Consider the following 23,098-nt stretch of genomic DNA (forward strand, 5'->3'; position numbering starts at 1 on the left):
CCTCAGGCCTTGCCGGTCCGCAGCGTCTCGGCGAACTCCTCGGGCAGGCCCGCCGCGCGCAGTGCCTTCGCGGCCGCTTCTACATCGTAGCCGACGCGACGCTGCTCGGCCCGCGGCTCACCGTCGCCGAGCGTGAGCAGCACCCAGCCGGCGCGTGCATCGCCGTCCTTCGGGCGACCGACGCTGCCGGTGTTCACGAACAGTGTGCCGTCCACGAGCCGACTCCACGGCTTATGCGTGTGGCCGAACGCGATCACGTCGCCGCTGCGCGCGCCCACCTGGTCGGCCATCTTCCGCAGGAAGTCGTCGCTGCGGTCCTCCGTCACGTAGACGAGGTTGTTCGTCGGCGTGGCGTGCATCAGGAAGACCGTCGGGCCGCCGGTGTGGCCGCCCAGCGGCTTGAGGTCGAGCCGGAAGGGCAGGGCCGCGAGCGCACGCTTGGACGCCTCGCTGGTGTTGGCAAGCGTCCAGGCGAAGCTCTCGTGCGCCAGCTCTTCTTGCCGCGGGTTCTCCGACCGGCAGCCGCAGTGCTTGTAGTGGTGGGCGACGGTCGAGTCGTAGTTGCCGCTCACGCCGGGGATGCCTTCGGCCTCGAGCCGCGCGACGACTTCGTTGGGGTTGGCCTGATAGCCCACGAGGTCGCCGAGGTGATAGCGCGCAGCGATGTCCGGCTGCGCGGCGATGTCCGCCAGCACGGCTTCCAGCGCCTGCAGGTTGGCGTGGACGTCGGAGAGCAGCGCGAGGCGGATGGTCATCGGCAGGGGATGGCGCCGCGCTTGGCGGCGGCGGTGGCGGCAGCGTCCCGCTCGCGGCGCAGGCGCGCGTCCGCGGCGTGCAGGCCGTCGAGCACGGCGTCGAGCTGCCGTTGCGCGTGATCCGGCAGCGCCGCCAGGCGGTAGTACGCGAACTTGCTGCGCCGCTCCACCTCGACGAGACCGGCGGCGCGCAGCCGCGCGAGGTGCCGAGACACGAACGGCTGCGATTCGCCGGTGAGGTCCTGCAGGTCGCAGACGCAGAGCTCGCCGCCGGCCAGGAGATTGAGCAGGCGCAGGCGCGCCGGATCGCCGCAGGCCTCGTGGAGGGCGGCGATCCCGGCGAGCGCGTTACGCGTCGCGGACGGGATGGTCGGGGCGGTCACGGCGGCATTGTATATGGTATAGCATATACGATATGTTTGGCGCAGTCCGTTGGCAACCGTTGCATCCCCCCACTCGACTTCCCGTGAGCGCTCCCGCCGTCGTCGCCCGCCTGAGCACGATCGATCGCTTCCTGCCGCTGTGGATCTTTGCCGCGATGGCGACTGGCCTTGGCCTCGGCCGCGTCTGGCCGGGGCTCGGCGCCGCGCTCGACGCCGCGCAGGTGGCCGGCGTGTCCGTGCCGATCGGCATCGGCCTGCTGTGGATGATGTATCCCGTCCTCGCCAAGGTGAAATACGAGAGCATCGGGCGGCACGCGGCCGACACCAAGCTGCTGGGCACCTCGCTGCTGCTGAACTGGGTGATCGGGCCGCTGGTGATGTTCGCGCTGGCGTGGACCTTCCTGTCGGACCTGCCGGAGTACCGCAACGGCCTCATCCTCATCGGCCTCGCCCGCTGCATCGCGATGGTGCTCATCTGGAACACGCTGGCCTGCGGGTCGAATGAAATCGCCGCCGTGCTCGTGGCGCTGAACTCGGTGTTCCAGATTCTCACCTATTCGTTCCTCGGGTATCTCTTCCTCGTCACGGTGCCGGGCTGGATGGGCGTCGAGGGGGCGGCGCTGGACATCTCGATGGGCGAGATCGCCAAGAGCGTCGGGATCTTCCTCGGCATCCCGCTCTTTGCCGGCTGGTTCACGCGGCGCACGTTAGTCGCGCGCCGCGGCGACGGCTGGTACGAGCGCGTGTTCCTGCCGCGCATCGGACCGACGGCGCTGCTCGGGCTGCTCTACACGATCGTGCTGATGTTCGCGATGCAGGGGCATCGGATCATCGAGGCGCCGCTGGACGTCGCGCGCGTGGCCGTCCCGCTGACGCTGTACTTCCTCGTGATGTTCGGCCTGGCGTTCTGGCTGTCCAAGCGCCTCGGCTTCGATTACCCGACGACGGCGTCGCTGTCGTTCACGGCGGCGGGCAACAACTTCGAGCTGGCCATCGCGGTGGCCATCGGAACCTTCGGCATCGCCTCCGGTGAGGCGCTGGCGGCGGTGATCGGTCCGCTGATCGAGGTGCCGGTGCTCGTGGCGCTGGTCTACGTGTCGCTCTGGGCGCAGCGCCGCTACTTCCCGGGCGCGCTGGCGTCGTAGCGCGGTGCCGGTGCGGGCGCGGCGAGATCAGGCGGCGTCTGCGTCGTCAGGTCCGTACACCGCGCCGTCGGGCCCCACGACCTCCACCGGCGCGCCGGCCACTTCCGCGAGCAGGCCGGCCTTGCGGCTCGCGCCCCAGAGTTCGAGGCGCAACGGCGCGTTGGTGCGCCGCGGCACCGGCGTGATGCGCATCGCGCGCTCCAGCCACCGCACCTTGAGCTTCTCCACCGCGCGGACGTGTCCGCGATCGAAGCCATCGGCCACGCGGAGGATCGCGCTGAGCCGTCGTACGCGCTCGCGCGTCTCGCGGTCCAGCGCCCAGTAGGCCGTGTGCTTGCGCTTGGGTTCGCTGCCGCGGTGGTAGCGCGCCACGTGGGCGATCACCATCTGCTCGTCCGGCGGGATGCCGAGCAGGTCGGCGTGCTGGATGAGATGGAACGAATGCTTGTGGTGGCCCTGGTAGTTGATGTGGTACCCGACGTCGTGCAGCAACGCGGCGTCGGCCAGCGTCTGGCGCTCGGAGGCATCGCAGCCGAGTCGCGCGCCGATGGCATCGAAGAGCTGCAGGGCCAGCGTACGCACCTGCTGCGAGTGCGGCGCCTCGTAGTGGCAGCGCTCGGCGAAGGCCAGCACCGAGCGAGCCCGCGCCTCGCCGGGGTCGGCGATCACCGCCTTCACCCGGGCCGTCTCGAGCAGCAGTCCCTCGCGGATGCCGTAGCCGCTGGCCGTGAGCTCGCGCGGTTCCACGCGGGCCAGCACTTCCGCCGCCACCGCGAGACCCGCGACAATGATGTCCCTGCGGCCGGGATTCAGGCCTTCGACCTCGATGCGCTCCTCCGGCGTCATCGCGCTGAGCTGCTCGAGGATGTGCTCCAGCTCGTGCCGCGGGATGCGCGTGCCGTGGACGCTGCGCACGCGAATGCCTTGCCGCGCGAGGAACATCCCCGCGAGGTTCGTGAACGTGCCGCCGGAGCCGATCACCTCGGCGCCGCGCCAATCGCGCACCGGCAGCGCCTTGCGGATGGCCTCGCGCACGTGCTTGCGCAGCTTCTTCACGCCCTTGGGGCCGTCGCGGTCGGAGAGGAATCGCTCCGTCATCCGGATGGCGCCGAAAGGGAAGGTGAGCAGTCGCTCGACAAGGCCTTCGGCCGCCAGCGCGAGTTCCAGCGATCCGCCGCCGATGTCCATCACTACCGAGCGTCCGACGCCCAGTTCGAAGTGCGCCAGCGCCGAGCGGAAGGCGAGCCGCGCTTCTTCCTCGCCGTCGAGGATGCGCACGCGCAGGCCGGTCTCGCGGCGCACGCGGCTGAGGAAGGCCTGTCCGTTGGCGGCGTCGCGCACGGCGCTGGTGGCGACGGCTTCGATGCGCTTGGTCCCGATCTGCCGCGCCAGCGTAGCCATCCGACCCAGCGCCTCGACGGCTTCGTTCACGTGCGACTCATCGAGGCGTCCGTGCTTGGCGAGGCCGGCACCCAGGCGCGGTGCTGCCTTGAGCTCGTCCACGACGCGGATCGTGCCGTCCGGCGAGACGTCGGCGACGATCTGGCGGATGGAGTTGGAGCCGATGTCGATGGCGGCGATGCGCTGCTCGCGCTCGTCGCGGACGGGGCGGTACGGGCCCTCGGTCGACTTCGGCAGGGTCACGGCGAGCGGGGTGTGGGGCAGGTTCCGGGGCGCAGCGCGGCGAGGCGTTGCCGCTGGCGGTTGGCGACCGCAGTTGGCAGTGCTGCGTAGCCTAGTTCCCCGGCCATCCGGGCGCCATCGTCGAGCGCCCAGCGCGCAAAGGCGATGAAGTGCGCCGCCTTGGTCGCGTCACCGAGCGCCGCGTCTGCGATGATGCGCGTGACGCCGACGGCCGGGTAGGCCGCGGCACCGCTAGCGCCGATGGCGCCCAATGCCGTGTCACTGGCGGTGGGCGAAAGCAGCTCGGCGACGGCGGCCGCGGCGGACGTCGCGCTTGGGAGCACGAAGGCTCCGCTGGCATTGCGCAACGCCGCCACGGCGAGGCCGGCCTGCGCCGCGTACGTCTGCTCCACCACGCCGATCGCGCCGGCCTGCGTGGCGATGGCCGCCGTGATGCCTTCGTTGCCCTCGACCTGTGCCGCCGCCGACGTCAGGGCGCGCGCGCTGCCGGCGGCGCGCCAATGCGCGCTCTGTTCCAGGTACTGCGCGAACAGTGCGCTGGTGCCCGTGACCCGTGCGCGCTGAACCACGCGGATGGGTAGGGACGGCAGCGTCACGCCGGGATTGAGCGCCACCAGCGCGGCGTCGTCCCAGCGTGAGATGCGGCCGGTGAAGATTCGGGCGAGTACGTCGGCGTCCAAGCGCAGCGGGGCGGAGAGTCCGGGGACGCGATAGGCCACGGCCACGGCACCGGCCACCATCGGGATCGCGAGCGGCCCGCAGAAGCTGCGGGCCTGCTCCTCCGCCGTCAGCGGTCGGTCGGCCGCGCCAAAGTCCGCCTCGCCGGCGAGCAGCATCCGGATGCCTTCGGTGCTGCCGACGGAGAAGTAGTTGATCCGCACGCCCGAGCGCCGGCCGTAGTCGGCGAACCAGCGGCGGTACAACGGATACGGAAACGTCGCGCCCGCCCCGACGAGGTCGATGCCGCCCGACGGCTGCGGCGGGGTCGGGCGGGAGCGGATCCACTCCACGCCGATGGCGAAGCCAGCCAGGACGCCGAGCCAAGCGAAGGCGACGGTGCGCAGGACGCCGGTGGAGCGGGGGGGCTGCACCGTCAATTGGCGCCCAGTTCGTTCTGCAGGCCGAGCAGCTTGTGGATGCCATCGCGCTCGATGAGCGTCTTGGCCAGCCAGATGGTCTCCTCAAAACCGTTGCGCCGAATGACGACGGCACAGGGGCCGTACACGCTGCTGCGGCCGACGCGGCGCGGCTCGTCCGAACACTGCGTGCGCAGGACCGTCGCCGGGCCCTTGCCGGCGGCGACCAGTGCGCGGGTCAATCCGCGGCCGGTCTGCGCCATAATCAACTCCCAACCGATGTGCGGCGGCATACCGCTCGCGCCTTCGGTGCTCTCGGGGAAGTACAGATAGGCGTATTCAGCCCGCGAGACGATGAGCGGCGTCATCGCGAGCGTGTCGCCGGCCACGAGCAGTTCCCAGTAGCGGCGGATCAGTGCGTCCGTGGTTGGCGCGCCGCCCGTGAGGCGCGCCGGCGCCGGCCCGCTGACGGTGGCCTGGAAGCGCCGGAGATTCTCTTCCGGCGAGAAGACGCTGTCGACGACGTAGCCGGGCGTCTTGCGCAAGGAATCCTGCGACGCGATGAGCACGCCGTCGGAGCGCCACTCGACCATCTTCGGGTCGATGCCGCGCGGGATGGGTTGACGCACGATGCCGTCGGCGTCCGGGCGCTCGCCGCACGCGGCAGCCAGCAGGACGGGGACGGCGAGCAGGAGCAGGAGGGACAAACGAAGCGCAGGCATCGGGCACTGGGGGAGGAAAGTGAACCCGGGGGGCCGCCATCGCATCGATGGCGACCCCCCGGGGAACCTACGAGAAGGAGCTAGTTTCGGAAGTACGTCGTCCAGCCGCTGTACCAGGGCGTGGCCACATCGGGCTGGACCGCGCCGCGGAAGGTCGTGCCGGCCAGCGTGCCGCCGAAGAAGTTGCTGACGCGATTCGGGATCAACCCGGGGAGCGTGGCTCCGGTGCCGCCGGTGCGCAGCGCCGAAACGGCGGCCGGGCGCCAGTCGAAGTTGAAGCCGTTGCTGATCGTGGTCGCCGCGGTCGGCAGGCTGACGAACAGCGTGTGCGCCGCATCAGCCGACGTCTCCAGATTGCTGGTCGTGAAGCGGTCCGCCGTGCCGAAGCGGTTCGTCATCCCAGTGGTGTCGAAGGTGCGCGGGTTATCGATGAACAGGGTGTTGACGATGTTCAGCGAGTCTTCCGTGATGCGGGTGCTGGTCTCCGGATCGAAGACCGAGAGTCCGGCCTCGGGCCAGCGGCCGACCACGCCGTTCATAAAGACGCCGCCGGTACCGCGGCGGACCAGCATCCCGACGCCACCGTCGCCGTTCGGACGCACCGGCAGCACGCCCGGGCCCGGGCCGATGATGGTGTAGTTGGCGAACACCGGCATCGAGTACGGCGTGGAGTTGAAGCCGGCCGCGCAGGTGCCTGCCGCCGAGCCGCAGCCGTCGATCTCGAAGCCGTTCTGCTCGCCGGAGAGCGCGCCCGGGTTGCCGGGGCGCGGCGAGACGCGGGGGCCGGTCTGCAGGGCGATGATGTACTGCACGCGGCCGCGGTAGCCCTCCGCGGCGTCGAAGTGGTCGTCACCCGACTCGTAGGACACCAGGTAGCGGCCGTCCACCGTGCCGCCGAACCACTCGAACATATCGTCGAGGCCACGGATGGCCTGGTTGTACTCGAAGCGCGTGGCGCTTCCGACGGCGTACATCGAGTAGGAGTTGAGTTCCACGTTCAGGATGGCCGCCGCACCCGCGAACTCGACGCGGGTGTAGACCATCGAGCCCGAGTTGTCGTTGTCGAGGTTCCCGCCGTTCCAGCTGACCGTGTCGGCCGGCGCCGGACCCTCGACCACGGTACGGCCGGTGCGGTTGGAGCGCGCGTTGCCGACGAGGATGACGCCGCCCCAGTCACCCGGGAAGCGGTTGCCGGCGGCCGCCGACGACGTGAAGATGATCGGATCGTCGGCCGTGCCCACGGCCTCGATGCGCGAGCCGCGCAGCACCATCAGCGCCGTCACCGGCGGCGCGGTGCCGGCGGTGATGTTGCCGCCGATGACGCGCGTGCCGGCCTCGATGGTCAGCGTCGCGCCATTGGCCACCGAGACGATCTTGGTCAGCTGGTAGACGTTGTCGTTGACCCAGGTGGTGTTCGTCGTGATGTCAGCCGTCACCTGCACGATCGGGCGGTCCGGGGTCCGCACGCCGGACTCGGCCGCGTACGGGCCGTTCTCGCCCGTGCGCACCGCGCGCACGCGGTAGCGATAGTCCGTCTCGGCGTCGAGCGTCGCGTCGGTGTACGTCAGCGCGGTCGTGACGCTGACCTGCACGAAGGTGCCGCCGCTGGTGCCGGGGGCGCGCTCCACCTCGTACGCGCCCGCGCCGTTCACGGCGGACCAGGTGATCTGCACGCTGGTCGGGCTCAGGGCCGTGACCGACACGCCGGTCGGGGCGACCAGGGCGACCGGTCCGGACGGACCGTCGTCGCTGCAAGCAGCGAGCATCGCGATGCCGGCGACGGCGGAGAGCCGCAGCGCCCAGCGCGAGAGGGAGATGGACATAGGGAGGGTCTCGGTTGGGATGAATGCCACGAGGGGACGGCCCGCTCGGACCGTCCCCTCAATGAACCGGAGTTGCGTAATCGCTTGGCGACCCTTCCGTCACGGTCGCGTCAAGACGCCTCGCTCAGCGCCAGGACACACCCATCGCGAACTGCCGCCCGGAGCGGAACGACTCGCGCGTCACCGGACCCTGCGTCAGGCGATACGGCGCGTCGAGCAGGTTGCGGGCGTCGAGCTTCCACGCCCAGCGCTCGCCCATCGGCAGGCGCAGCGAGAAGTCCACCATATGCCGCGGCTGCTCGATCACGTCCGGGAACGGCACCGTGCCGGCGGCGAAGATGCGCGGGCCGACGGCCGAGTAGAGCAGCGTGGCCGAGCTCCCGGCGGCCTTGCCCGTGCGCGAGAGGCCAAGGTTCGCCACCCACGGCGCCTGCCCCATCATCGCACGATTGGCATTCGTGTTCGACGAGGCCCCGTCGCCGACCTCGATCGTCGACTGCATCAGGGTCACGTTGGAGAACACGGCGTACGGCTCCAGCGCCCGCACGAACGCCCCGAGGCCCTTCCGGTACTCCAACTCCACGCCGAGGTTCGTAGCCGAGGCGGCATTGAAGAACGACACGAAGGGCTGGCCCCCCGTGGCCAGGTCGATCCGCTCGATCGGCCGGTCGAAGCGCTTGGCGAAGACGCCGATGCTGAACAGCTCGCCGCTGGCGAGGAAGGACTCGAACTTGAGGTCGTAGTTCTGGATCAGCGTCCGGACGAGGTCGGCGTTGCCGCGGGTGATCTGGCCACCGACCATCTCGAGGTACTGCACCGGGGAGAGCTCGCGGTACTCGGGACGGGCCAGCGTCTGCGAGGCCGAGGCGCGCAACTGCGAGCGCGAGCCGACCTGCAGGTTGAGTACCAACGCCGGCAGCACGTCCACGTTCTGCAGGCGAGACACGAAGCGCGAGGAGTTCGAGAGTGCCGTGCTGACGCTGATGTCCGCATCCTCGACCCGGGCGCCGGCGATCACGCGCAGGCGGTAGCCGATCGGGATCTCCGTCATCAGGTACGCCGCGCCGAGGCGCTCGCTGGCGTCGTAGATGCCGTCCTCGGCCACGTTGATGATGTTGAAGACGTCGTCGCTGCCTGACGTGAAGCGCCCGTCGAAGAGCTCCTCCGCCGGCCGGTTACGATCCGACACCGGCACCGCCGTCGAGACGATCGAGAACTGGCGGTTGAACGCCGAGCGGTTCGTCGTGCGGTACGCCGCGCCGACCTTCACCAGCGGTGCATCCGAGCCGTCACCGAACTGGTAGCGGTAGTTCACCGCCCCGAAGAGGTTGTTCTCCGTGAGGTCGCCGAAGGTGCGGCGCGCCACGTCGGGGTTGCCGTCACTCCAGGCAAAGTCGCCCGTGCCGCCGAACTGCACGTACACGAGGTCCGAGCGGTCCGGCTCCTTGCGCGACACGCCGGCCGTCGAGGCCGTCCAGTCCAACTGCTGGCGGCCGGTGAGCGAGTGCTCGCCCTTGAGCTGCGAGGAGTAAATCGAGCGCTCCACGAAGCGCAGCGTCATCCGCTCCACCTCGGCGAGGCCGAAGCTGTAGGCCGGGCCGTTGCTGCGCCGCGCATCGTTGTCGGAGCTGCGCGTGTAGGTGTTGTTCCACGACAGCAGCGTGCGCGGCGTGACCAGCGAGCTAAAGTTCATCAGGCCGCCCCAGGTCGTGCTCTGGGACGTGCCCTCGCCACGCCAGGACTCCAGGACTTCCGGGCGGCCGTCGCGCTGGATCGGGTTCGCCTGGTAGTCGTCGCGACGGATGTCCTGCGATGCCGAGTACGTGAAGGAGCCGAGGTAGCCGACCTGCACGCCGCCGACCGGGTCCTGCCCGCCCACCGACGCGGCGAAGGATCCCGCCGGCAAGCCCGTCATCTGCGTCGGCGTCCACGCGTTGCGGAGCTGGTTGATGGCGCCGTTGATCTGCTCGCGGCTCGTCAGCTGGCCGACGGCGCCGGCCGAGGCCAGCCCGGTCGGCAGGTTGCGAGCCGAGCCGCCGTAGCCGAGCCACTCCGACCCGACCCGCGGTGCCCCGACGACGTCCTGTCCGGTGACGGCGTCGTTGAAGCCCACCGACGACGAGAACGTGAACTGCCGACGCGCCGGATACTCGCGCGTGCGGATGTCCACGGACGCGCCGGAAAAGTCACCCGACAGGTCGGGCGTAAAGGTCTTGGAGACGTTCACCGACTGCAGCAGGTTCGACGGAAACAGGTCGAGCGGCACGAAGCGCTTCTCCGGTTCCGGGCTCGGCAGGCGCGCACCGTTCAGGTTGGTCACGGTGTAGCGCTCGCCGAGGCCGCGCACGAACACGCTCTTGCCGTCCTGCACGGTCACGCCCGAGACGCGCTGGATGGCCTTGGCGGCGTCGCCGTCCGGGCTGCGCGCGATCTGCTCCTGCGTCGTGGAACTCACGATGCCGGTCGCGTTGCGCTGTTGGTCCAGCGCCTCGTTCACCGAGCCGCGCTCGGCGGCGGCGGTCACGACCTGCGCTGCCAGCTCCAGCGAGGCCTGCGCGAGCGTCACGTCCTGCTCGAGCGCCCTGCCGGCCTCGAGGAACAGCCCCGTGATGGTCTTTGGCGCGTAGCCGATGCGGCGCACCGTGATCGTCACGGTACCGGCGGGAACGCCGACGATCGTGAAGCGGCCGTCGACGCCCGACTGGGTGCCGATGGTGGTGCCCACCACCTGGATGCCGGCGGCGGCGAGGCCTGCCCCCGTCTGTGCGTCGAGGATTCGCCCGACGATGCGTCCGGTGGCTGCCTGTTGGGCACGCGCGGCGCCCAGCGGCAGGGAGAGAATCAAGAGTGCTGCAGTCAGTACACGGCGCATTGGCGTCTCGTGAGGAAGTCCGAAGGATTGGTGGCTCGGTCCGCTCTACTGGGCCGAACGCTTCAAAACTCCCAATCCCCCGTACCGGGGCCCCCACGGAACTGCAACGAACGTGTAACGGGCCGTTACAATCGACCTCGGCAGTCAGCCTGGCGCGTGCGGGAACAGCGCCGTAATCGACGAGCCCCGGGCCACTTCTGAGCTGGCCTTCACCCGTCCGCCGTGCGCCTCGACCAAGTGCTTCACGATGGCCAGTCCCAGGCCCGTCCCACCCTCTTCGCGCGCGCGACCGGGGTCCACGCGGTAGAAGCGCTCGAAGATGCGCGGCAGGTGCTCGAGCGGGATCCCCACGCCGGTGTCGCGCACCCCCAGCACCACGCCGCGCTCGTGCGGCTCCGTGAACAGCACGACGCTGCCGCTCGCCGTGTGCCGCACCGCGTTGTCCACGAGGTTGCCGAGGATCTGCCGCAACGCCGTGGGGTCGGCGTAGACGCTGGAGGCCTCGGCTGCCACCTCGGCCCTCAGCTCCAGGCCCTTGGCCGTGGCGGCATCACGGGCCGCGCTGAACACGTCCTGCGCCATCGCAGTCACGTCCACGCGCTGGGGGTTCGGCACCCAGCCCCCGGACTCGATGCGCGAGAGGTCCAGCAGGTCGTCCACGATGCGCTGCATTCGCCGCGTATTCCCCAGGATGCGCTCTGCGAAACCCTTGCGCATCTCGGCAGGCAAGTCGTCCTCACCCACCAGGGTCTCGGCGAAGCCGCCGACGATCGTCAGCGGCGTGCGCAGTTCGTGCGACACATTGGCCACGAAGTCGCGGCGCACCGCTTCCAGGCGCCGCACGCGGGTGAGGTCGAAGAGCGCCAGCACCGCGCCGCCGCCGGTGAGTGGGCGCGCGGTGATGTTCAGCGTGCGCCCGGCGATGACGATTTCCACGCCCTCGGTGGTCTCGCCGGCGAAGGCATCCTGCAACGCGTCGCGCAGCGCGACGTCGCGCGGCAGCTCGTCGGTGGGGAAGGGAATCGGCGCCCGTGTCCCGAGCAGCCGGCGCGCCGTCTCGTTGATGCGCACGATCATCCGGCCGTGGTCCACCGCGATGACGCCCTCGTTGAGCGACTCGGTGAGCTGGACCAGCAAGGTCTCGTCGGCCTCGAGGGCGCGCAGGCGCGCCGAGAGCTGCTCGGCGAGTTCCTTGAGCGTGGCGGCGAGCTCGCCGACCTCGCCCGGGGCCTTGAGCGTCGGGCGTCGCGCGAGGTCGCCGTCGGCCAGCGCCTGCGCCACGTCGCGCAACTCCTCCACCGGGCGCGACACCGAGCGCGAGAACAGGAAGGCGATGCCCAACGCGGCCGCCAGCGCGAGCAGCGAGGCCCCGATCACGTCGCGCCGCGCGTCGCTGGTGACGGCGTCGATGCTGGCGGTGGGCAGCGACACCCGCGCCACGCCGAGCGGCGGTACGTGCACCGCGACGTAGAGTTCCTGCTCACCGGTCGACGGCGACGCACGCCGCGCGCTTCCGCGCCCGTCCCGGACCGCGGCCGCGACTTCGGGGCGCGACGCGTGGTTCTGCAGTCCCCGCAGGGCGTCGTCGTTGAACTCGGAGTCGCCGACGACCACGCCAGCCGTGTCCACGAGCGTGACGCGCCGCCCCAAGGCGCTGCCCGTGGCGTCGGCGATCGAGTCCGGCGCGCCGGCATCCCGCAGCCACAGCACGCCGGCAAGCCGCGCCTCGCGTTCGAGGAACGTCGTCGCGTCCTCTTCGAGGCGCGCGGTGAGCTGCCGGTCGACGATGGTGATGATCAGCGCCGCCAGGAACCCGACGACGATGAGCGCGCCGAGCAGGAGGCGCTGGGTGAGCCTCACCCGTCCTTGCCGGACTTGAGGGTGTAGCCGAAGCCGCGCTTCGTCTCGATCAGGTCCCCCGCCGGGTGCAGCTTGGTGCGCAGGCGCTGGATGTGCATATCCACCGTGCGCGTCTGGATGTCCGGCGCGGCATCCCACACGGTCTCCAGCAGGTGCGAGCGCGACTGCACGCGGCCGCGCCGCTCCGCCAGCGTGAGCAGCAGCTTGTACTCGGTGGGTGTGAGCTCCACCTCGTGGTCGTTCACGCTCACGCGATGTGCCGAGCGGTCGATGCGGATGGGGCCAATCTGCAGCAGGTCCGCCGACTCGCCGCCGCCGGCCACGCGGCGCAGGATCGCCCCCACGCGCAGCACCAGCTCCTGCGGCGAGAACGGCTTGGTCAGGTAGTCGTCGGCGCCGAGCTCCAAGCCGCGGATGCGGTCCGGCTCGTCCTTGCGCGCGGTGAGCATCAGGACGGCGGTCTTCGCCGTGGCCGGATCCTCGCGCAGCTTGGCCAGCACGTCGAAGCCCGACATCCCCGGCAGCATCAGGTCGAGGACGATGAGGGCGGGCCGCTCCCGCTTGGCGACCTCGACCGCCTCCGGCCCGGTGGCCGCCTGCGAGACCTTGTACTTGGCCTTCATCAGGTGGTAGCCGACGAGCGCGACGATATCTGGCTCGTCATCCACGACGAGGATGCGCTCGCCACCGGCCGGTGCGGGCTTCATCACGCGCGCACCTCGCCGAGGCGTCGCGAGATGGCCGCGAGCAGCAGGTCGATGGCGACGATGTTCTCGCCGCCGCGCGGGATGATGAGGTCGGCGTAGCGCTTGCTCGGCTCGACGAACTGCAGGTGCATCGGTTGCACGGAGGTCAGGTATTGGTCCAGGATCTCTTCGAGCGGTCGCCCGCGGCGCGCCATATCGCGCCGGATGCGGCGGATCAGCCGGATGTCGGCGTCGGTGTCCACGAAGACCTTGATGTCCAGCCGCGAGCGGATGCGCTCGTCCACCAGGAGCAGGATGCCGTCGATGACGATGACGTCCGCCGGCTCGATGCGCTCGGGTGTCGGGCCTCGCCGGTGCCGCACGAAGTCGTACACCGGCTTCTCGATGGCCTCGCCGGCGGCCAAGCGCCCCAGCTGCTCGGCGAGCAGGTCCAGGTCGAAGGCGTCGGGGTGGTCCCAGTTGAGCAGGCGGAGCTCGTCGTGCGTGAGGGCGTGATGGTCGCGGTAGTACGCGTCCATATCGAGGAACGCCACCTTGGACCCGTCGAGGGCCTCGGCGACGCGCTGAGCGACGGTCGTCTTTCCCGACCCGGAGCCGCCGGCGACGCCAATGATCAACGGGCGCATAGCCTGCTGTGACCGGGTTGTTTCACGCGGGAAATCTGCCGAAAGCCGGAATCGGCGAGAAGCGTGGCGGCTGTCACGGTCCTGTATCGGGGCTCGGGGATGCCTGAAAGCTCCCTGCGGGGCGGTGACGCGTCAACTACACGCCTGCTGTCAGTGGGGGTCGGGGGCTATCTTCATAGGATGCGCTTGCCCGTGAGACTCGCCCGCCATTCCGCCGTGGTTGCGGCCGCCCTGTTCGCTGGGTGCCTGGCCGCGCCGGCCGCCTTCGCCCAGGAACGTGTCACCCTCAAGGTCGCCGCGACGACCGACGTCCACGGCCGCCTCCGCGGCTGGGACTACGCCGCCGGTCGCGCCGACTCGTCCCGCGGTCTCGCGCGGGCCGCCACCATCGTGGACTCGCTGCGCCGAGTGGCGCGCGACCGCGTCATCCTCGTGGACGCCGGCGACCTGCTGCAGGGCAACGCGATGACCTATGTGGCGGGCCGTGTGGACTCGCTGGCGCCGCATCCCGTCATCGCCGCGATGAACCTGATGCGCTACGACGCCGCGGCGGTGGGCAACCACGAGTTCAACTACGGGCTCGATCTCTTCGACCGCGCAGTCTCACAGGCGCGGTTTCCATTCCTTGCTGCCAACACGCGCCGTCTCGACGGCGGGCACCAGTACCCCGGCCGCACGATGGTGACCCGCGCCGGGGTGAAGGTCGCGATCATCGGCGCGACCACGCCCGGCTCGATGGTCTGGGACCGCGACAACCTCAAGGATCGCCTCGTCGTCGACGACATCGTCGCGGCGCTGCCGGCCCAGGTGCAGGCCGCCCGCGCCGAGGGCGCGGACGTGGTAATCGTCGTCGCCCACGCCGGCCTCGAGGGCGTGACCTCGTACGATACCGTGGCGACCGGCCTGCCCAGCGAGAACCCGATGGCCCGCGTCGCCCGCGAGGTCGCCGGCATCGACGCCATCGTCATCGGCCACTCGCACCGCGAGGTCACCGACACGACGATCAACGGCGTGCTCGTCGTGCAGCCGCGCAACTGGGCCACCAGCGTGGCCATCGCGACCCTCGAGCTCGAGCGGCGCGACGGGCGCTGGGCGCTGGTCTCCAAGCGCGGCGAGACGGTGCAGGCGGCCGGCTGGCCCGAACAGCGCGCCCTGGTCCGGCTCGTGGAGCGCGCGCATCGCTCGGCCGTGCGCTACGCCACCGCGGTGATCGGACGGACCTCGACGGCCTGGATCACCGATTCCGCGCGGATGGTCGACCGCCCGATGATCGATCTCATCCAGGCCGTGCAGCGCCGCGAGTCGGGTGCCGAACTGAGTTTCGCGTCGGTGTTCACGACCGAGGCGCGCTTCGAGGCCGGGCCGATTACCGTCGAGCGCCTGGTGGCGCTCTATCCGTACGAGAACACTTTGCGTGCGCTGCGGCTCAGCGGCGCGCAGATCCGCGCCCACCTCGAGCACACGCAGCGCTACTGGGTGGTGGAGCGCGCCGCCGATGGCTCGTTGCGCGTGACCAACGACCGCAGCATCCCCGGCTACAACTACGACGTGCTGGCGGGGCTCGACTACACCGTCGACCTCTCACAGCCAATGGGCCGGCGCATCGTGCGCCTCGAGCGCGACGGCCGTCCGGTCGCGGACACCGACACCTTCACCGTCGCGCTGAACAGCTACCGCGCCTCGGGCGGCGGTGGCTACGATATGCTCCGCGGCGCAGCGGTGGTCTATGAGGGTGGCCGCGAGATCCGGGAGCTCATCATCGAGGAGATCCGCCGGCGCGGGACGCTGGAGCCGGACGACGTCTTCGTGCGCAACTGGGAAATGCTGCTCCCGCGCCCGACGCTACGCTTGATCGCGATGAACGATATGCACGGCGCCTTCCGCCCTCGGCCCGACGGCAGCTGGGGCAACCGCGGCGGCTTCGCCGAGATCACGACGATGGTGCGCGCGGCGCAGGCGCAGTGCGCGCCGGTCTGCGTCACGCTCGTCCTCAGCGGCGGCGACCTGTTCACGGGGACGCCGCCGTCCGACCTCACCAAGGGCGCCGCCGTCGTGCCCGTCCTCAACGCCATCGGGTTCACGGCGCACGCGCTTGGCAACCACGAGTTCGACTACGGCCAGGACACGCTGCGCGCGCGGATGCGGCAGCTGACGGCGCCGATCCTCGGCGCCAACGTCACCTATGCTGACGGGTCCGACGTCGAGTGGATTCCCAACGACACCATTGTTCACACCGCGGCCGGTCGCGTGGGCATCGTCGGCATTGCCGATCCGGCCACGCCGCGCACCACGATGCCCAAGCACGTGGCCGACCTACGCTTCGCCCCGCCGGCGCCGGTGGTGGCGCGGCACGCGGCGTCGCTGCGGGCCCGCGGGGCGCAGCTGGTCGTCGTCGTGGCGCACCTCGGCGGGTTCTGCAACATCGACGACCCGGACGATTGTCGCGGCGAGATCTTCGAACTCGCGCGCACGCTGCCGCCGGGCGCCGTGGATGCCATCGTCTCCGGGCACACGCATTCGGCGGTGAACACCGTCGTCAATGGCATCCCGATCGTGCAGGCGCGCTCCAGCACGAGGGCGCTCGGCGTGATTGACCTTGACCCGTCCCGCCGCAGCGCGCCGCGGCGCCCGGAGGTGCGCGAGGTGGTCTCCGACAGCCTCACTCGCGATCCGCAGGTGGAGCCCCTCGTGGCGCGCGCGGTGGAGGCGGTGGCGCACATCGTGCGGGAGGTCATCGTCACCAGCGAGTCCCGTTTTCCCCGAGACGGTGCGCAGTACGCGCTGGGCAACCTCATCGCCGACGCGCAGCGCGCCGCCGGCAACGGCGACGTCGGCGTGATGAACAACGGCGGTATCCGCGCGGAACTGCGTGCGGGACCGGTCACGTATGGGGACCTGCACGAGATCGCGCCCTTCGCCAACCGCCTCGTCGCCATCACCGTGCGCGGCGCCGCGCTGCGCCGGTATTTCGAGTCGCTGGTGGGCGGCGCGCGCATCAACGTCCACCTCAGCGGCGTCACGCTGGAGTACGACCCGCAGCGCCCCAGTGGCTCGCGTCTCGTGCGCGTGACGATGGCCGACGGCCGGGCGCTCAACGATTCTCGCAGCTATCGCATCGTGATGTCCGACTTCATCGCCGCTGGCGGTGATGGCGTCGCGCTGAGCGGGGGAGGCCCCGCGGAGGAACTCGGAGTGGTGGATCTCGACGCGCTGATCGCGCACCTGCGGCGTGCCCCGGGTGGCCGCCTTGCCCTCACCGACGCGCTGGCCGCGCCCCGCATCCGGAGCGTCCGATGAGCGGCACGCTGACCGTCTTCGTGAACGGCAACACCGTCGTCGTGCCGGCGACGGCCACCGTGCTCGATGCCGTCGCCGCCGCCGATGCGGCGGCCGCCGAGGCGATCCGGGGCGGCTCGCGCGGCGTCGTGGACAGCCGCGGGCTTGGCGTCGCGCCCGACGCTGCGCTGTCCGGCGGATTCGTGATGCGCGTCGTCAGTGCCCGCGCCGCGCGTGACGGACAAGACGCGTGACGCCGCTGACCCGCGCGCTGCTCGCGCAGCTCCCGAAGGCCGAACTGCACTGCCACCTCGACGGCTCGCTGCGCCCCGCGACGATGCTCGAACTCGCGCGCGACCAGCGTGTGACCCTGCCCGAGGATGACCCTGACGCCCTGCGCGACTTTATGCGCGTGGATGACGCCCGGAACCTCGAGGACTACCTCGCGCGCTTCGGCTACACGCTGAGCGTGATGCAGACCGCCGAGGCGATGGAGCGCATCGCCTACGAACTCGGCGAGGACTGCGCCACGGAAGGCGTGCGCTACCTCGAGGCCCGCTACGCGCCGGTGCTCAACGTCGAGGGCGGGCTCTCGCTCGCCGAGGCGGTCGAGGCGCCGCTGCGCGGCTTGGCGCGCGCCGAGCGCGAGTACGGCATCGTCGCACGCGTCATCATCTGTGGCATTCGCAATATGCCGCCCGAAGTCTCGCTCGGGCTCGCCCGCCTCGCGGTGGACTTCAAGGACCGCGGCGTCGTCGGCTTCGACCTCGCCGGCGGCGAGGCCGGCCATCCCGCCGAGCGGCACAAGGCGGCGTTCGACTACGCGCAGGCGCACGGCTTGCCCTGCACCTGCCACGCCGGCGAGGGTGCCGGCGCGGAGTCCGTGGCCTCGGCGATGCATCACTGCCACGCGCACCGCATCGGGCACGGCACGCGGCTCATCGAGGATCCTGCGTTGATGGCCGAGGCCAAGGCCAGCGGCGTCGCCATTGAGTGCTGCCTCACCAGCAACCTGCAGACGCACGCCGTGCAGGAACTCGCGCTGCATCCGCTGCGGCAGTACTTCGATGCCGGGCTCCACGTCTCGCTGAACACGGACAATCGCCTGATGAGCGGCACCGACCTCGTGACCGAGTACGGACTGGCGGCGTCGCAACTGCACTTCAGCTTCGACGAGCTTTGCCGCCTGGCGCGGTCCGGCTTCGAGAGCGCCTTCCTTCCGGAGGCCGAGCGCGCGGCACTGCTGCAGCGCGTGGACCGCGAGATCGACGCGCTGCGCCGGAGCGCCGCGTGAGTGCCGCCGCGCAGGACCACGGCGCGACTGCCGCCCGCGCCGCTGCCGACGCGGTGCGCGCACGGCTCGGCGTGACGTCGCCGGCGGCCGCCATCGTGCTGGGCTCCGGGCTCGGTGGCCTTGCCGAGCGCGTGGCCAATGCGCGTCGCGTGCCGTATGCCGAGATCCCGGGATTCCACGCCCCCGGCGTGGAAGGGCACCGCGGCGAGTTGATCGCCGGCACGCTCGGCGGGCGCGAAGTGCTGCTGCTGGCCGGACGCTTCCATATGTATGAGGGCCACAGCGCGCAGGTGGCGGCGTTCCCCGTGCGCGTCGTGCACGGGCTCGGCGCGCAGGTGCTGTTCGTCTCCAACGCGGCCGGCGGCATCAACCGGGCGTTCCCGCCGGGCACGCTGATGATGATCGTGGACCATCTCAACCTGCAGTTCCGCAATCCGCTGGAAGGCCGCGTGGAGCCGGGTGACATTCGCTTTCCGGATATGAGCGCGCCGTATGCGCCGCGGCTCCAGGCGCTGCTGGATGCCGCCGCCGCCGAGGTCGGGCTGACGTTGGCGCGCGGAGTGTATGCCGGGCTGCTCGGGCCCACCTACGAGACGCCGGCCGAGGTGCGGATGCTCGCGACGCTCGGAGCCGACGCCGTCGGGATGAGCACCGTACCCGAAACCATCGTTGCGCGCGCGATCGGGATGGAGGTCGCCGGGGTTTCCTGCATCACCAATCCGGCGGCCGGCATCAGCGAGACGCCGCTGAATCACGCCGAGGTGATGGACGAAGGCCGCAAGGCCGGCGCGGCGTTCTGCGGCCTGGTCGAGCGCTGGGTGGCGAAGCTCTAGCGACGGGGCGGCGGGCGCGGCACTCGCGCGGCACTCGCGCGGCACTCGGGGGTAGGAGGCGGACGCCCCGCTGGATCCCCCGCCTCCGAAGGAAATGACCGAGCTCGCACTGGACCTGCTCGTCGTGGACGACGAGCCTGCCCTCCGTGAAGTGTTGGCCCTGCGCCTCAGCGGCTGGGGCTGCCGCGTGCGCACGGCGGCCGATGCCAAGGAAGCCGATGCCGCGCTCCGGCAGGCGGGAGCCGATCTCGTGCTCAGTGACGTCGTGATGCCCGGCATCTCCGGCATCGACCTGCTGCGCGTGCTGCGGGCGCGGGACGCACAACAGCGCGTAGTCCTGATGACCGCGCACGCCAACGTGGACGCGGCCGTGGAGGCAATGAAGGCGGGCGCCGTGGACTTCCTCACAAAGCCGATCGACTACGACGCGCTCCGGGCGCTGCTGGAGCGGGTGAGCGCCGAGCGTCGCCAGCGCGACAACGACCGGGCGCTGGACGCCCAGCTCGGCGAGACGCCGTCCGCGCTGGTGGGCGAGAGCCGTGCCATCCGCGATGTGCGTGCCCAGGTGCTGCGCGTGGCCAGCAGCGACGCCTCGGCGCTGCTGCTCGGCGAGAGTGGCACCGGCAAGGAAGTCACGGCACGGATGATCCACGAGGCCAGCGCCCGACGCGCACGGCCGTTCGTGGCGCTGAACGCCGCAGCGTTGCCCGACGGGCTGGTGGAAGCCGAGCTGTTTGGGCACGAGGCGGGCGCCTTCACCGGGGCGGTGAAGGCACGCGCCGGATGCTTCGAACTGGCCAACGGCGGGACGCTGCTGCTCGACGAACTCGCCGAGATGCCGGTGGCGCTGCAGCCTAAGCTGCTCCGCGTACTCGAGGATGGGCGCGTGCGGCGGCTCGGCGCCGCGAAAGAGGTCGACTTCGACGTGCGCGTGATTGCGGCCACCAATCGCGGCGTCGCCGAGGCCGTCTCGTCCGGGCGGCTGCGCTCAGACCTGCTGTACCGGCTGAACGTCTTTGAAATCGTGCTGCCGACGCTCCGCGAGCGCGAGGACGACATCCCCCTGCTCGTGCGCTACTTCCTGAAGCAGGTGAACGCGCGGCACGGCGCGTCGGTGGAAGGCATCCGCGAGGAGGCGCTGGCCTTGCTGCGTGCCTGGCACTGGCCGGGCAACGTGCGTGAGTTACGCAACGTCGTGGAGCGCGCCGTCGTGATGGCGGGCGAGGGCTGGATTGAGGTCACGCATCTGCCGCCGCACATCCAGCGGCCAACGGGCGACCGCGACCGCCCGATCGAGTTGCCCGCTGGCGCCACGCTGGCGGACGCCGAGCGCGTGCTCGTGCTCGAGACGCTGGAGCGCGCCGGGCACAACAAAGCCGAGGCCGCCCGGCGGCTCGGGCTCGACGTGAAGACGATCCGCAACAAACTGCGCGCCTGGGGGCTGGGGTGACCATTCGCGGCCGGTTGGCGCTGGTGCTCGCCGTCAACGCGCTGCTCGTTGCGGCGTTGGTGGCCGTGCACGCGCGTACGGCCAACCGCAGCGATTGGCTCGCGCGCGCGCTCGCAGACGTCTCGGCGCAGCTCGTGCTCTCCAGCGCCCAGCTCGCCACGCGCGCGCAGCAGCTCGACGAGTCGCTCGCCAAGTACGCGATTACGCGGGATGCGGGCTATCGCGAGCGTGCGGCCGAACTGCGTGCCGCAATCGGCGTCGAGTTGGAGCAGCTGGCCGCCCTAGAGCTGGAAGAGGACGAGGCTGCGGCGCTCGCGACGGTGGGACGCCAGTGGCTCGATGCGCGTGCGGCCACGTCGGCCGTGGCCGTGCCGGGCCGCGCCTCGGCCGCTGGGCAGGAGGCCGCGCATCGGGCACTCGAAGCGTTCACGCTGGCCGTCGCCGACCTCGGCAACCGTGCCCGCGTCGTGATGCGCGCGCGCGTCGCGGCGGCGTCAGACGCGGCCGACCGCGCCCAACGTCTCTCGCTGCTGCTGGCGGCCCTCGCCACGCTGCTGGCCCTGTTCTCGGCGCTGATGCTCTCGCGGGCCATCGTCGATCCACTGCGCCGCCTCGTGCGGGGCACCGAAGAGGTCGCGCAGGGCCGCTTTGACCATCGTCTCGCACCAGAGCGCGGCGCAGAGTTTGCATTGGTGGCCGGGGCGTTCAATGGGATGACGGAGCGCCTGGGCGCGCTCGACAAGATGAAGCGCGAGTTCGTCTCGAACGTCTCGCACGACCTCAAGTCGCCGCTGGCCTCGCTCCGCGAATCCGGCGACGTGCTCCTGGACGGCGTCGCGGGCCCGCTGACGCCGCAGCAGCGCCGTGTGCTCACGCTGCAACGCGAGAGTGCCGATCGGTTGGGCCGGATGATTGCCAAGTTGCTCGAGCTGTCGCGGCTTGAGGCTGAGCCGGCGCTGGTCCAGGCGCCGCTCGACCTCGCGCGGATCGCGCACGCCGCGGCGCGACAGGCAGAGCCCGTCGCCACTGCGCGCGGGCAGCGCCTGCGCGTGCAGGTCTCGGGCGCGGTGCCGGTGGTCGGGGACGAAGACGCGCTGCGCTCCCTGCTCGACAACCTCATCGAGAACGCGCTGAAGTTCTCACCGGACGCGGCGGAGATTGAGATTATTGCGGCCGCGGACGGCACCCAGGCCATGCTGCAGGTCTGCGACCGCGGCCCAGGCGTGCCGGAGGCCGAGCGCGGGCGGATCTTCGAGCGCTTCCAGCAGACGGCGGCGGGCCGCAACGTGACGGCTCGGGGCGTCGGACTCGGCCTCACCATCTGCCGCGAGATTGCTCGGGCGCACGGCGGACGCATCGGCGTGCGGGCGCGCGCGGGTGGCGGGAGCGTGTTCGAGGTGTCGTTGCCGCTCACCGCCGCCGCGGTGGCCGCGTGATGCGCCGGCGCCTGCACGTCGCGCTGCCGCTCGGCGCCGTCCTCGCGCTGGGGCTGGCCTGCGTCAACGCGCCGATCGCCAGGCCGCTCGCGGCCGGCAACTGTCGCGCCGCCGTCGAGGCCTTCGCCGGCGACCTGCGCGCGCAGAACGATCCCGCCGCACTGCGTCTCGTCGCCCGCGCCTACGCAACGCCAGACTGCGAGGCCTGGGCGCCGGACTCTGCCGTGCTGATGCTGGAGCGCGCCACGCTGATCGATGGCAAGCCCAGCGTCGACGATCGCCGCCTCGACGGCCTGCTGCGCAGCCTGCTTGGCGAACGCGAGCGACTCCGGAGCACCATCGCGCTGCACGAACGGATCGTCGCGGCCAGCGAGGAGGAGTTGGCCGCGCTGCGCGCCGAGCGCGATGACCTCGCCGCGAGCGCGCTGCGAAGCGCCGAGTACACGCGCTCGCTCCAGGACCGCGTGGCGCAGCTCGAGGTGACGCTCGATGGATTGCGCGCGCAACTGCAGTCGCTCACCGAGGAACTCGAGGCGCTCAAGCAGGTGGATCTGCGCGGTCGGCCCGACCTGCGCGGCCGCTGAACGCCGAGGGGCGACCGTCCACTCGGACGGTCGCCCCGTGATTCGACGTGATCGGCGCGCGGCCTTACTCGCCGGCGGTCACTGCGACGTCTCCCTTGCACTCCGCGGTCCCGGCCTTCAGCGTCAGCGCGTGGCGACCTGGGGCCGCAGACTCGGCGTTCAGCTTGACCGTGATCGCGCCGTCGGCATCGCGCGCCACCGAGACGACGCGCACCCGGGCTTCCGGCGCGAACTCCGCCGTGAGCTGTCCTTCCATCGGCTCGGACGCGCGGACCTTCAGATCCTGATCGCCAGCGCGGATCACGACGGTGCCATCCGTGGTCACGGTGCAGGCGGCAGGTGTCGCCGACGCCTCGAGGTTCGAGCCGTACAGTGCGAGCGCGGCAACGGCGGCGACGCCAGCAATCTTGATGAGCTTCGGCATTGGGGTCTCTCCCTTGGTCTGCGGATGACTGGGCGAAGCCGGTTGCCTCGCCCCCGTGACCTCCAGGGAATGCACGGCTGATGCCGCAGCGAGAATCTTGCGTAACCCGTTGCGGGTCAGCGTCTTCTGCCGATCAACGGTCAGTCCGGAGCCGCCTCAATGCCGGGGAATCAGGGAATTTCTCCCAG

Annotated in this window: 19 protein-coding genes; 8 read left to right on the forward strand and 11 right to left on the reverse strand. The window is 70.9% G+C overall.

All coding sequences use genetic code 11. From position 1 onward, the window contains the following. Positions 1-2: 2 nt before the first annotated feature. Both KF689_03730 and KF689_03735 read right to left on the reverse strand, forming a co-directional pair. Entirely contained in the window at positions 3-749 is a 747-nt protein-coding gene (locus KF689_03730) for a metallophosphoesterase family protein (protein ID MBX3132488.1), read from the reverse strand. A gap of 2 nt (positions 750-751) precedes the next feature. Beyond that, a complete protein-coding gene (locus KF689_03735) occupies positions 752-1,138 on the reverse strand; it encodes a helix-turn-helix transcriptional regulator (protein ID MBX3132489.1) in 387 nt (128 codons plus the stop codon). Positions 1,139-1,170: 32 nt separating this feature from the next. Here KF689_03735 and arsB point away from each other — a divergent pair, with 32 nt between their 5' ends. Further along, positions 1,171-2,283 (forward strand): ACR3 family arsenite efflux transporter, encoded by a 1,113-nt coding sequence (gene arsB / locus KF689_03740; GenBank protein MBX3132490.1) that lies wholly within the window; start codon positions 1,171-1,173, stop codon positions 2,281-2,283. 27 nt (positions 2,284-2,310) lie between these two features. Here the strand turns inward: arsB and KF689_03745 are convergent, their stop codons facing one another. The 8 genes from KF689_03745 to udk form a co-directional block, all read right to left on the reverse strand. Then, the gene (locus KF689_03745; GenBank protein MBX3132491.1) at positions 2,311-3,927 is read right to left on the reverse strand and encodes a Ppx/GppA family phosphatase; all 1,617 of its coding nucleotides are present in this window, start codon (positions 3,925-3,927) and stop codon (positions 2,311-2,313) included. Further along, positions 3,924-5,018, reverse strand: coding sequence for a phosphate ABC transporter substrate-binding protein PstS (gene pstS / locus KF689_03750; GenBank protein MBX3132492.1), 1,095 nt, complete (start codon positions 5,016-5,018; stop codon positions 3,924-3,926). The genes KF689_03745 and pstS overlap by 4 nt, the downstream gene beginning before the upstream one ends. A 2-nt stretch (positions 5,019-5,020) precedes the next feature. Continuing rightward, positions 5,021-5,710 carry a hypothetical protein gene (locus tag KF689_03755; protein ID MBX3132493.1) on the reverse strand — a complete coding sequence of 230 codons (690 nt, stop codon included), beginning with the start codon at positions 5,708-5,710 and terminating at the stop codon, positions 5,021-5,023. Between the two features lie 95 nt (positions 5,711-5,805). After that, positions 5,806-7,548 (reverse strand): fibronectin type III domain-containing protein, encoded by a 1,743-nt coding sequence (locus KF689_03760; protein ID MBX3132494.1) that lies wholly within the window; start codon positions 7,546-7,548, stop codon positions 5,806-5,808. A 124-nt stretch (positions 7,549-7,672) separates the two neighbouring features. Next, entirely contained in the window at positions 7,673-10,420 is a 2,748-nt protein-coding gene (locus tag KF689_03765; GenBank protein MBX3132495.1) for a carboxypeptidase regulatory-like domain-containing protein, read from the reverse strand. Positions 10,421-10,564: 144 nt separating this feature from the next. Next, complete coding sequence (locus KF689_03770) at positions 10,565-12,280, reverse strand: HAMP domain-containing protein (GenBank protein MBX3132496.1); 1,716 nt, start codon at positions 12,278-12,280, stop codon at positions 10,565-10,567. Continuing rightward, on the reverse strand, positions 12,277-12,987 hold the full coding sequence (locus KF689_03775) for a response regulator transcription factor (protein MBX3132497.1): 711 nt from the start codon (positions 12,985-12,987) through the stop codon (positions 12,277-12,279). The genes KF689_03770 and KF689_03775 overlap by 4 nt, the downstream gene beginning before the upstream one ends. After that, positions 12,987-13,613: a uridine kinase gene (udk, locus tag KF689_03780; protein MBX3132498.1), complete on the reverse strand. Its 627-nt coding sequence runs from the start codon at positions 13,611-13,613 to the stop codon at positions 12,987-12,989. Before udk ends, KF689_03775 begins: the two co-directional genes overlap by 1 nt. Positions 13,614-13,793: 180 nt before the next feature. On the opposite strand from udk, the gene KF689_03785 reads away from it, so the two are divergent. The 7 genes from KF689_03785 (at position 13,794) to KF689_03815 (ending at position 22,486) form a co-directional block, all read left to right on the forward strand. Further along, complete coding sequence (locus KF689_03785) at positions 13,794-16,910, forward strand: 5'-nucleotidase C-terminal domain-containing protein (protein MBX3132499.1); 3,117 nt, start codon at positions 13,794-13,796, stop codon at positions 16,908-16,910. Beyond that, the gene (locus KF689_03790; protein MBX3132500.1) at positions 16,907-17,143 is read left to right on the forward strand and encodes a hypothetical protein; all 237 of its coding nucleotides are present in this window, start codon (positions 16,907-16,909) and stop codon (positions 17,141-17,143) included. The genes KF689_03785 and KF689_03790 overlap by 4 nt, the downstream gene beginning before the upstream one ends. Beyond that, on the forward strand, positions 17,140-18,183 hold the full coding sequence (add, locus tag KF689_03795; protein ID MBX3132501.1) for an adenosine deaminase: 1,044 nt from the start codon (positions 17,140-17,142) through the stop codon (positions 18,181-18,183). Before KF689_03790 ends, add begins: the two co-directional genes overlap by 4 nt. Then, positions 18,180-19,016: a purine-nucleoside phosphorylase gene (locus tag KF689_03800; GenBank protein MBX3132502.1), complete on the forward strand. Its 837-nt coding sequence runs from the start codon at positions 18,180-18,182 to the stop codon at positions 19,014-19,016. Before add ends, KF689_03800 begins: the two co-directional genes overlap by 4 nt. A gap of 379 nt (positions 19,017-19,395) precedes the next feature. Then, entirely contained in the window at positions 19,396-20,466 is a 1,071-nt protein-coding gene (locus KF689_03805; protein ID MBX3132503.1) for a sigma-54-dependent Fis family transcriptional regulator, read from the forward strand. Further along, a complete protein-coding gene (locus KF689_03810) occupies positions 20,463-21,902 on the forward strand; it encodes a HAMP domain-containing histidine kinase (protein ID MBX3132504.1) in 1,440 nt (479 codons plus the stop codon). The genes KF689_03805 and KF689_03810 overlap by 4 nt, the downstream gene beginning before the upstream one ends. Beyond that, entirely contained in the window at positions 21,902-22,486 is a 585-nt protein-coding gene (locus KF689_03815) for a hypothetical protein (protein MBX3132505.1), read from the forward strand. The genes KF689_03810 and KF689_03815 overlap by 1 nt, the downstream gene beginning before the upstream one ends. 64 nt (positions 22,487-22,550) lie before the next feature. On the opposite strand, the gene KF689_03820 is transcribed toward KF689_03815, so the two are convergent. Next, complete coding sequence (locus KF689_03820) at positions 22,551-22,910, reverse strand: hypothetical protein (GenBank protein ID MBX3132506.1); 360 nt, start codon at positions 22,908-22,910, stop codon at positions 22,551-22,553. Positions 22,911-23,098 lie beyond the last annotated feature (188 nt).

This window comes from Gemmatimonadaceae bacterium, assembly GCA_019637355.1.
Taxonomy (GTDB): domain Bacteria; phylum Gemmatimonadota; class Gemmatimonadetes; order Gemmatimonadales; family Gemmatimonadaceae; genus Pseudogemmatithrix.

What these genes read in the sequence shown, in the direction of transcription:
- KF689_03820 (MBX3132506.1), bottom strand. Translation starts at nt 22,910, where the DNA reads ATGCCGAAGCTCATCAAGATTGCTGGCGTCGCCGCCGTTGCCGCGCTC.
- KF689_03775 (MBX3132497.1), bottom strand. Translation starts at nt 12,987, where the DNA reads ATGAAGCCCGCACCGGCCGGTGGCGAGCGCATCCTCGTCGTGGATGAC.
- udk (MBX3132498.1), bottom strand. Translation starts at nt 13,613, where the DNA reads ATGCGCCCGTTGATCATTGGCGTCGCCGGCGGCTCCGGGTCGGGAAAG.
- KF689_03815 (MBX3132505.1), top strand. Translation starts at nt 21,902, where the DNA reads ATGCGCCGGCGCCTGCACGTCGCGCTGCCGCTCGGCGCCGTCCTCGCG.
- KF689_03765 (MBX3132495.1), bottom strand. Translation starts at nt 10,420, where the DNA reads ATGCGCCGTGTACTGACTGCAGCACTCTTGATTCTCTCCCTGCCGCTG.
- KF689_03760 (MBX3132494.1), bottom strand. Translation starts at nt 7,548, where the DNA reads ATGTCCATCTCCCTCTCGCGCTGGGCGCTGCGGCTCTCCGCCGTCGCC.
- KF689_03790 (MBX3132500.1), top strand. Translation starts at nt 16,907, where the DNA reads ATGAGCGGCACGCTGACCGTCTTCGTGAACGGCAACACCGTCGTCGTG.
- KF689_03805 (MBX3132503.1), top strand. Translation starts at nt 19,396, where the DNA reads ATGAAGGCGGGCGCCGTGGACTTCCTCACAAAGCCGATCGACTACGAC.
- arsB (MBX3132490.1), top strand. Translation starts at nt 1,171, where the DNA reads ATGTTTGGCGCAGTCCGTTGGCAACCGTTGCATCCCCCCACTCGACTT.
- KF689_03785 (MBX3132499.1), top strand. Translation starts at nt 13,794, where the DNA reads ATGCGCTTGCCCGTGAGACTCGCCCGCCATTCCGCCGTGGTTGCGGCC.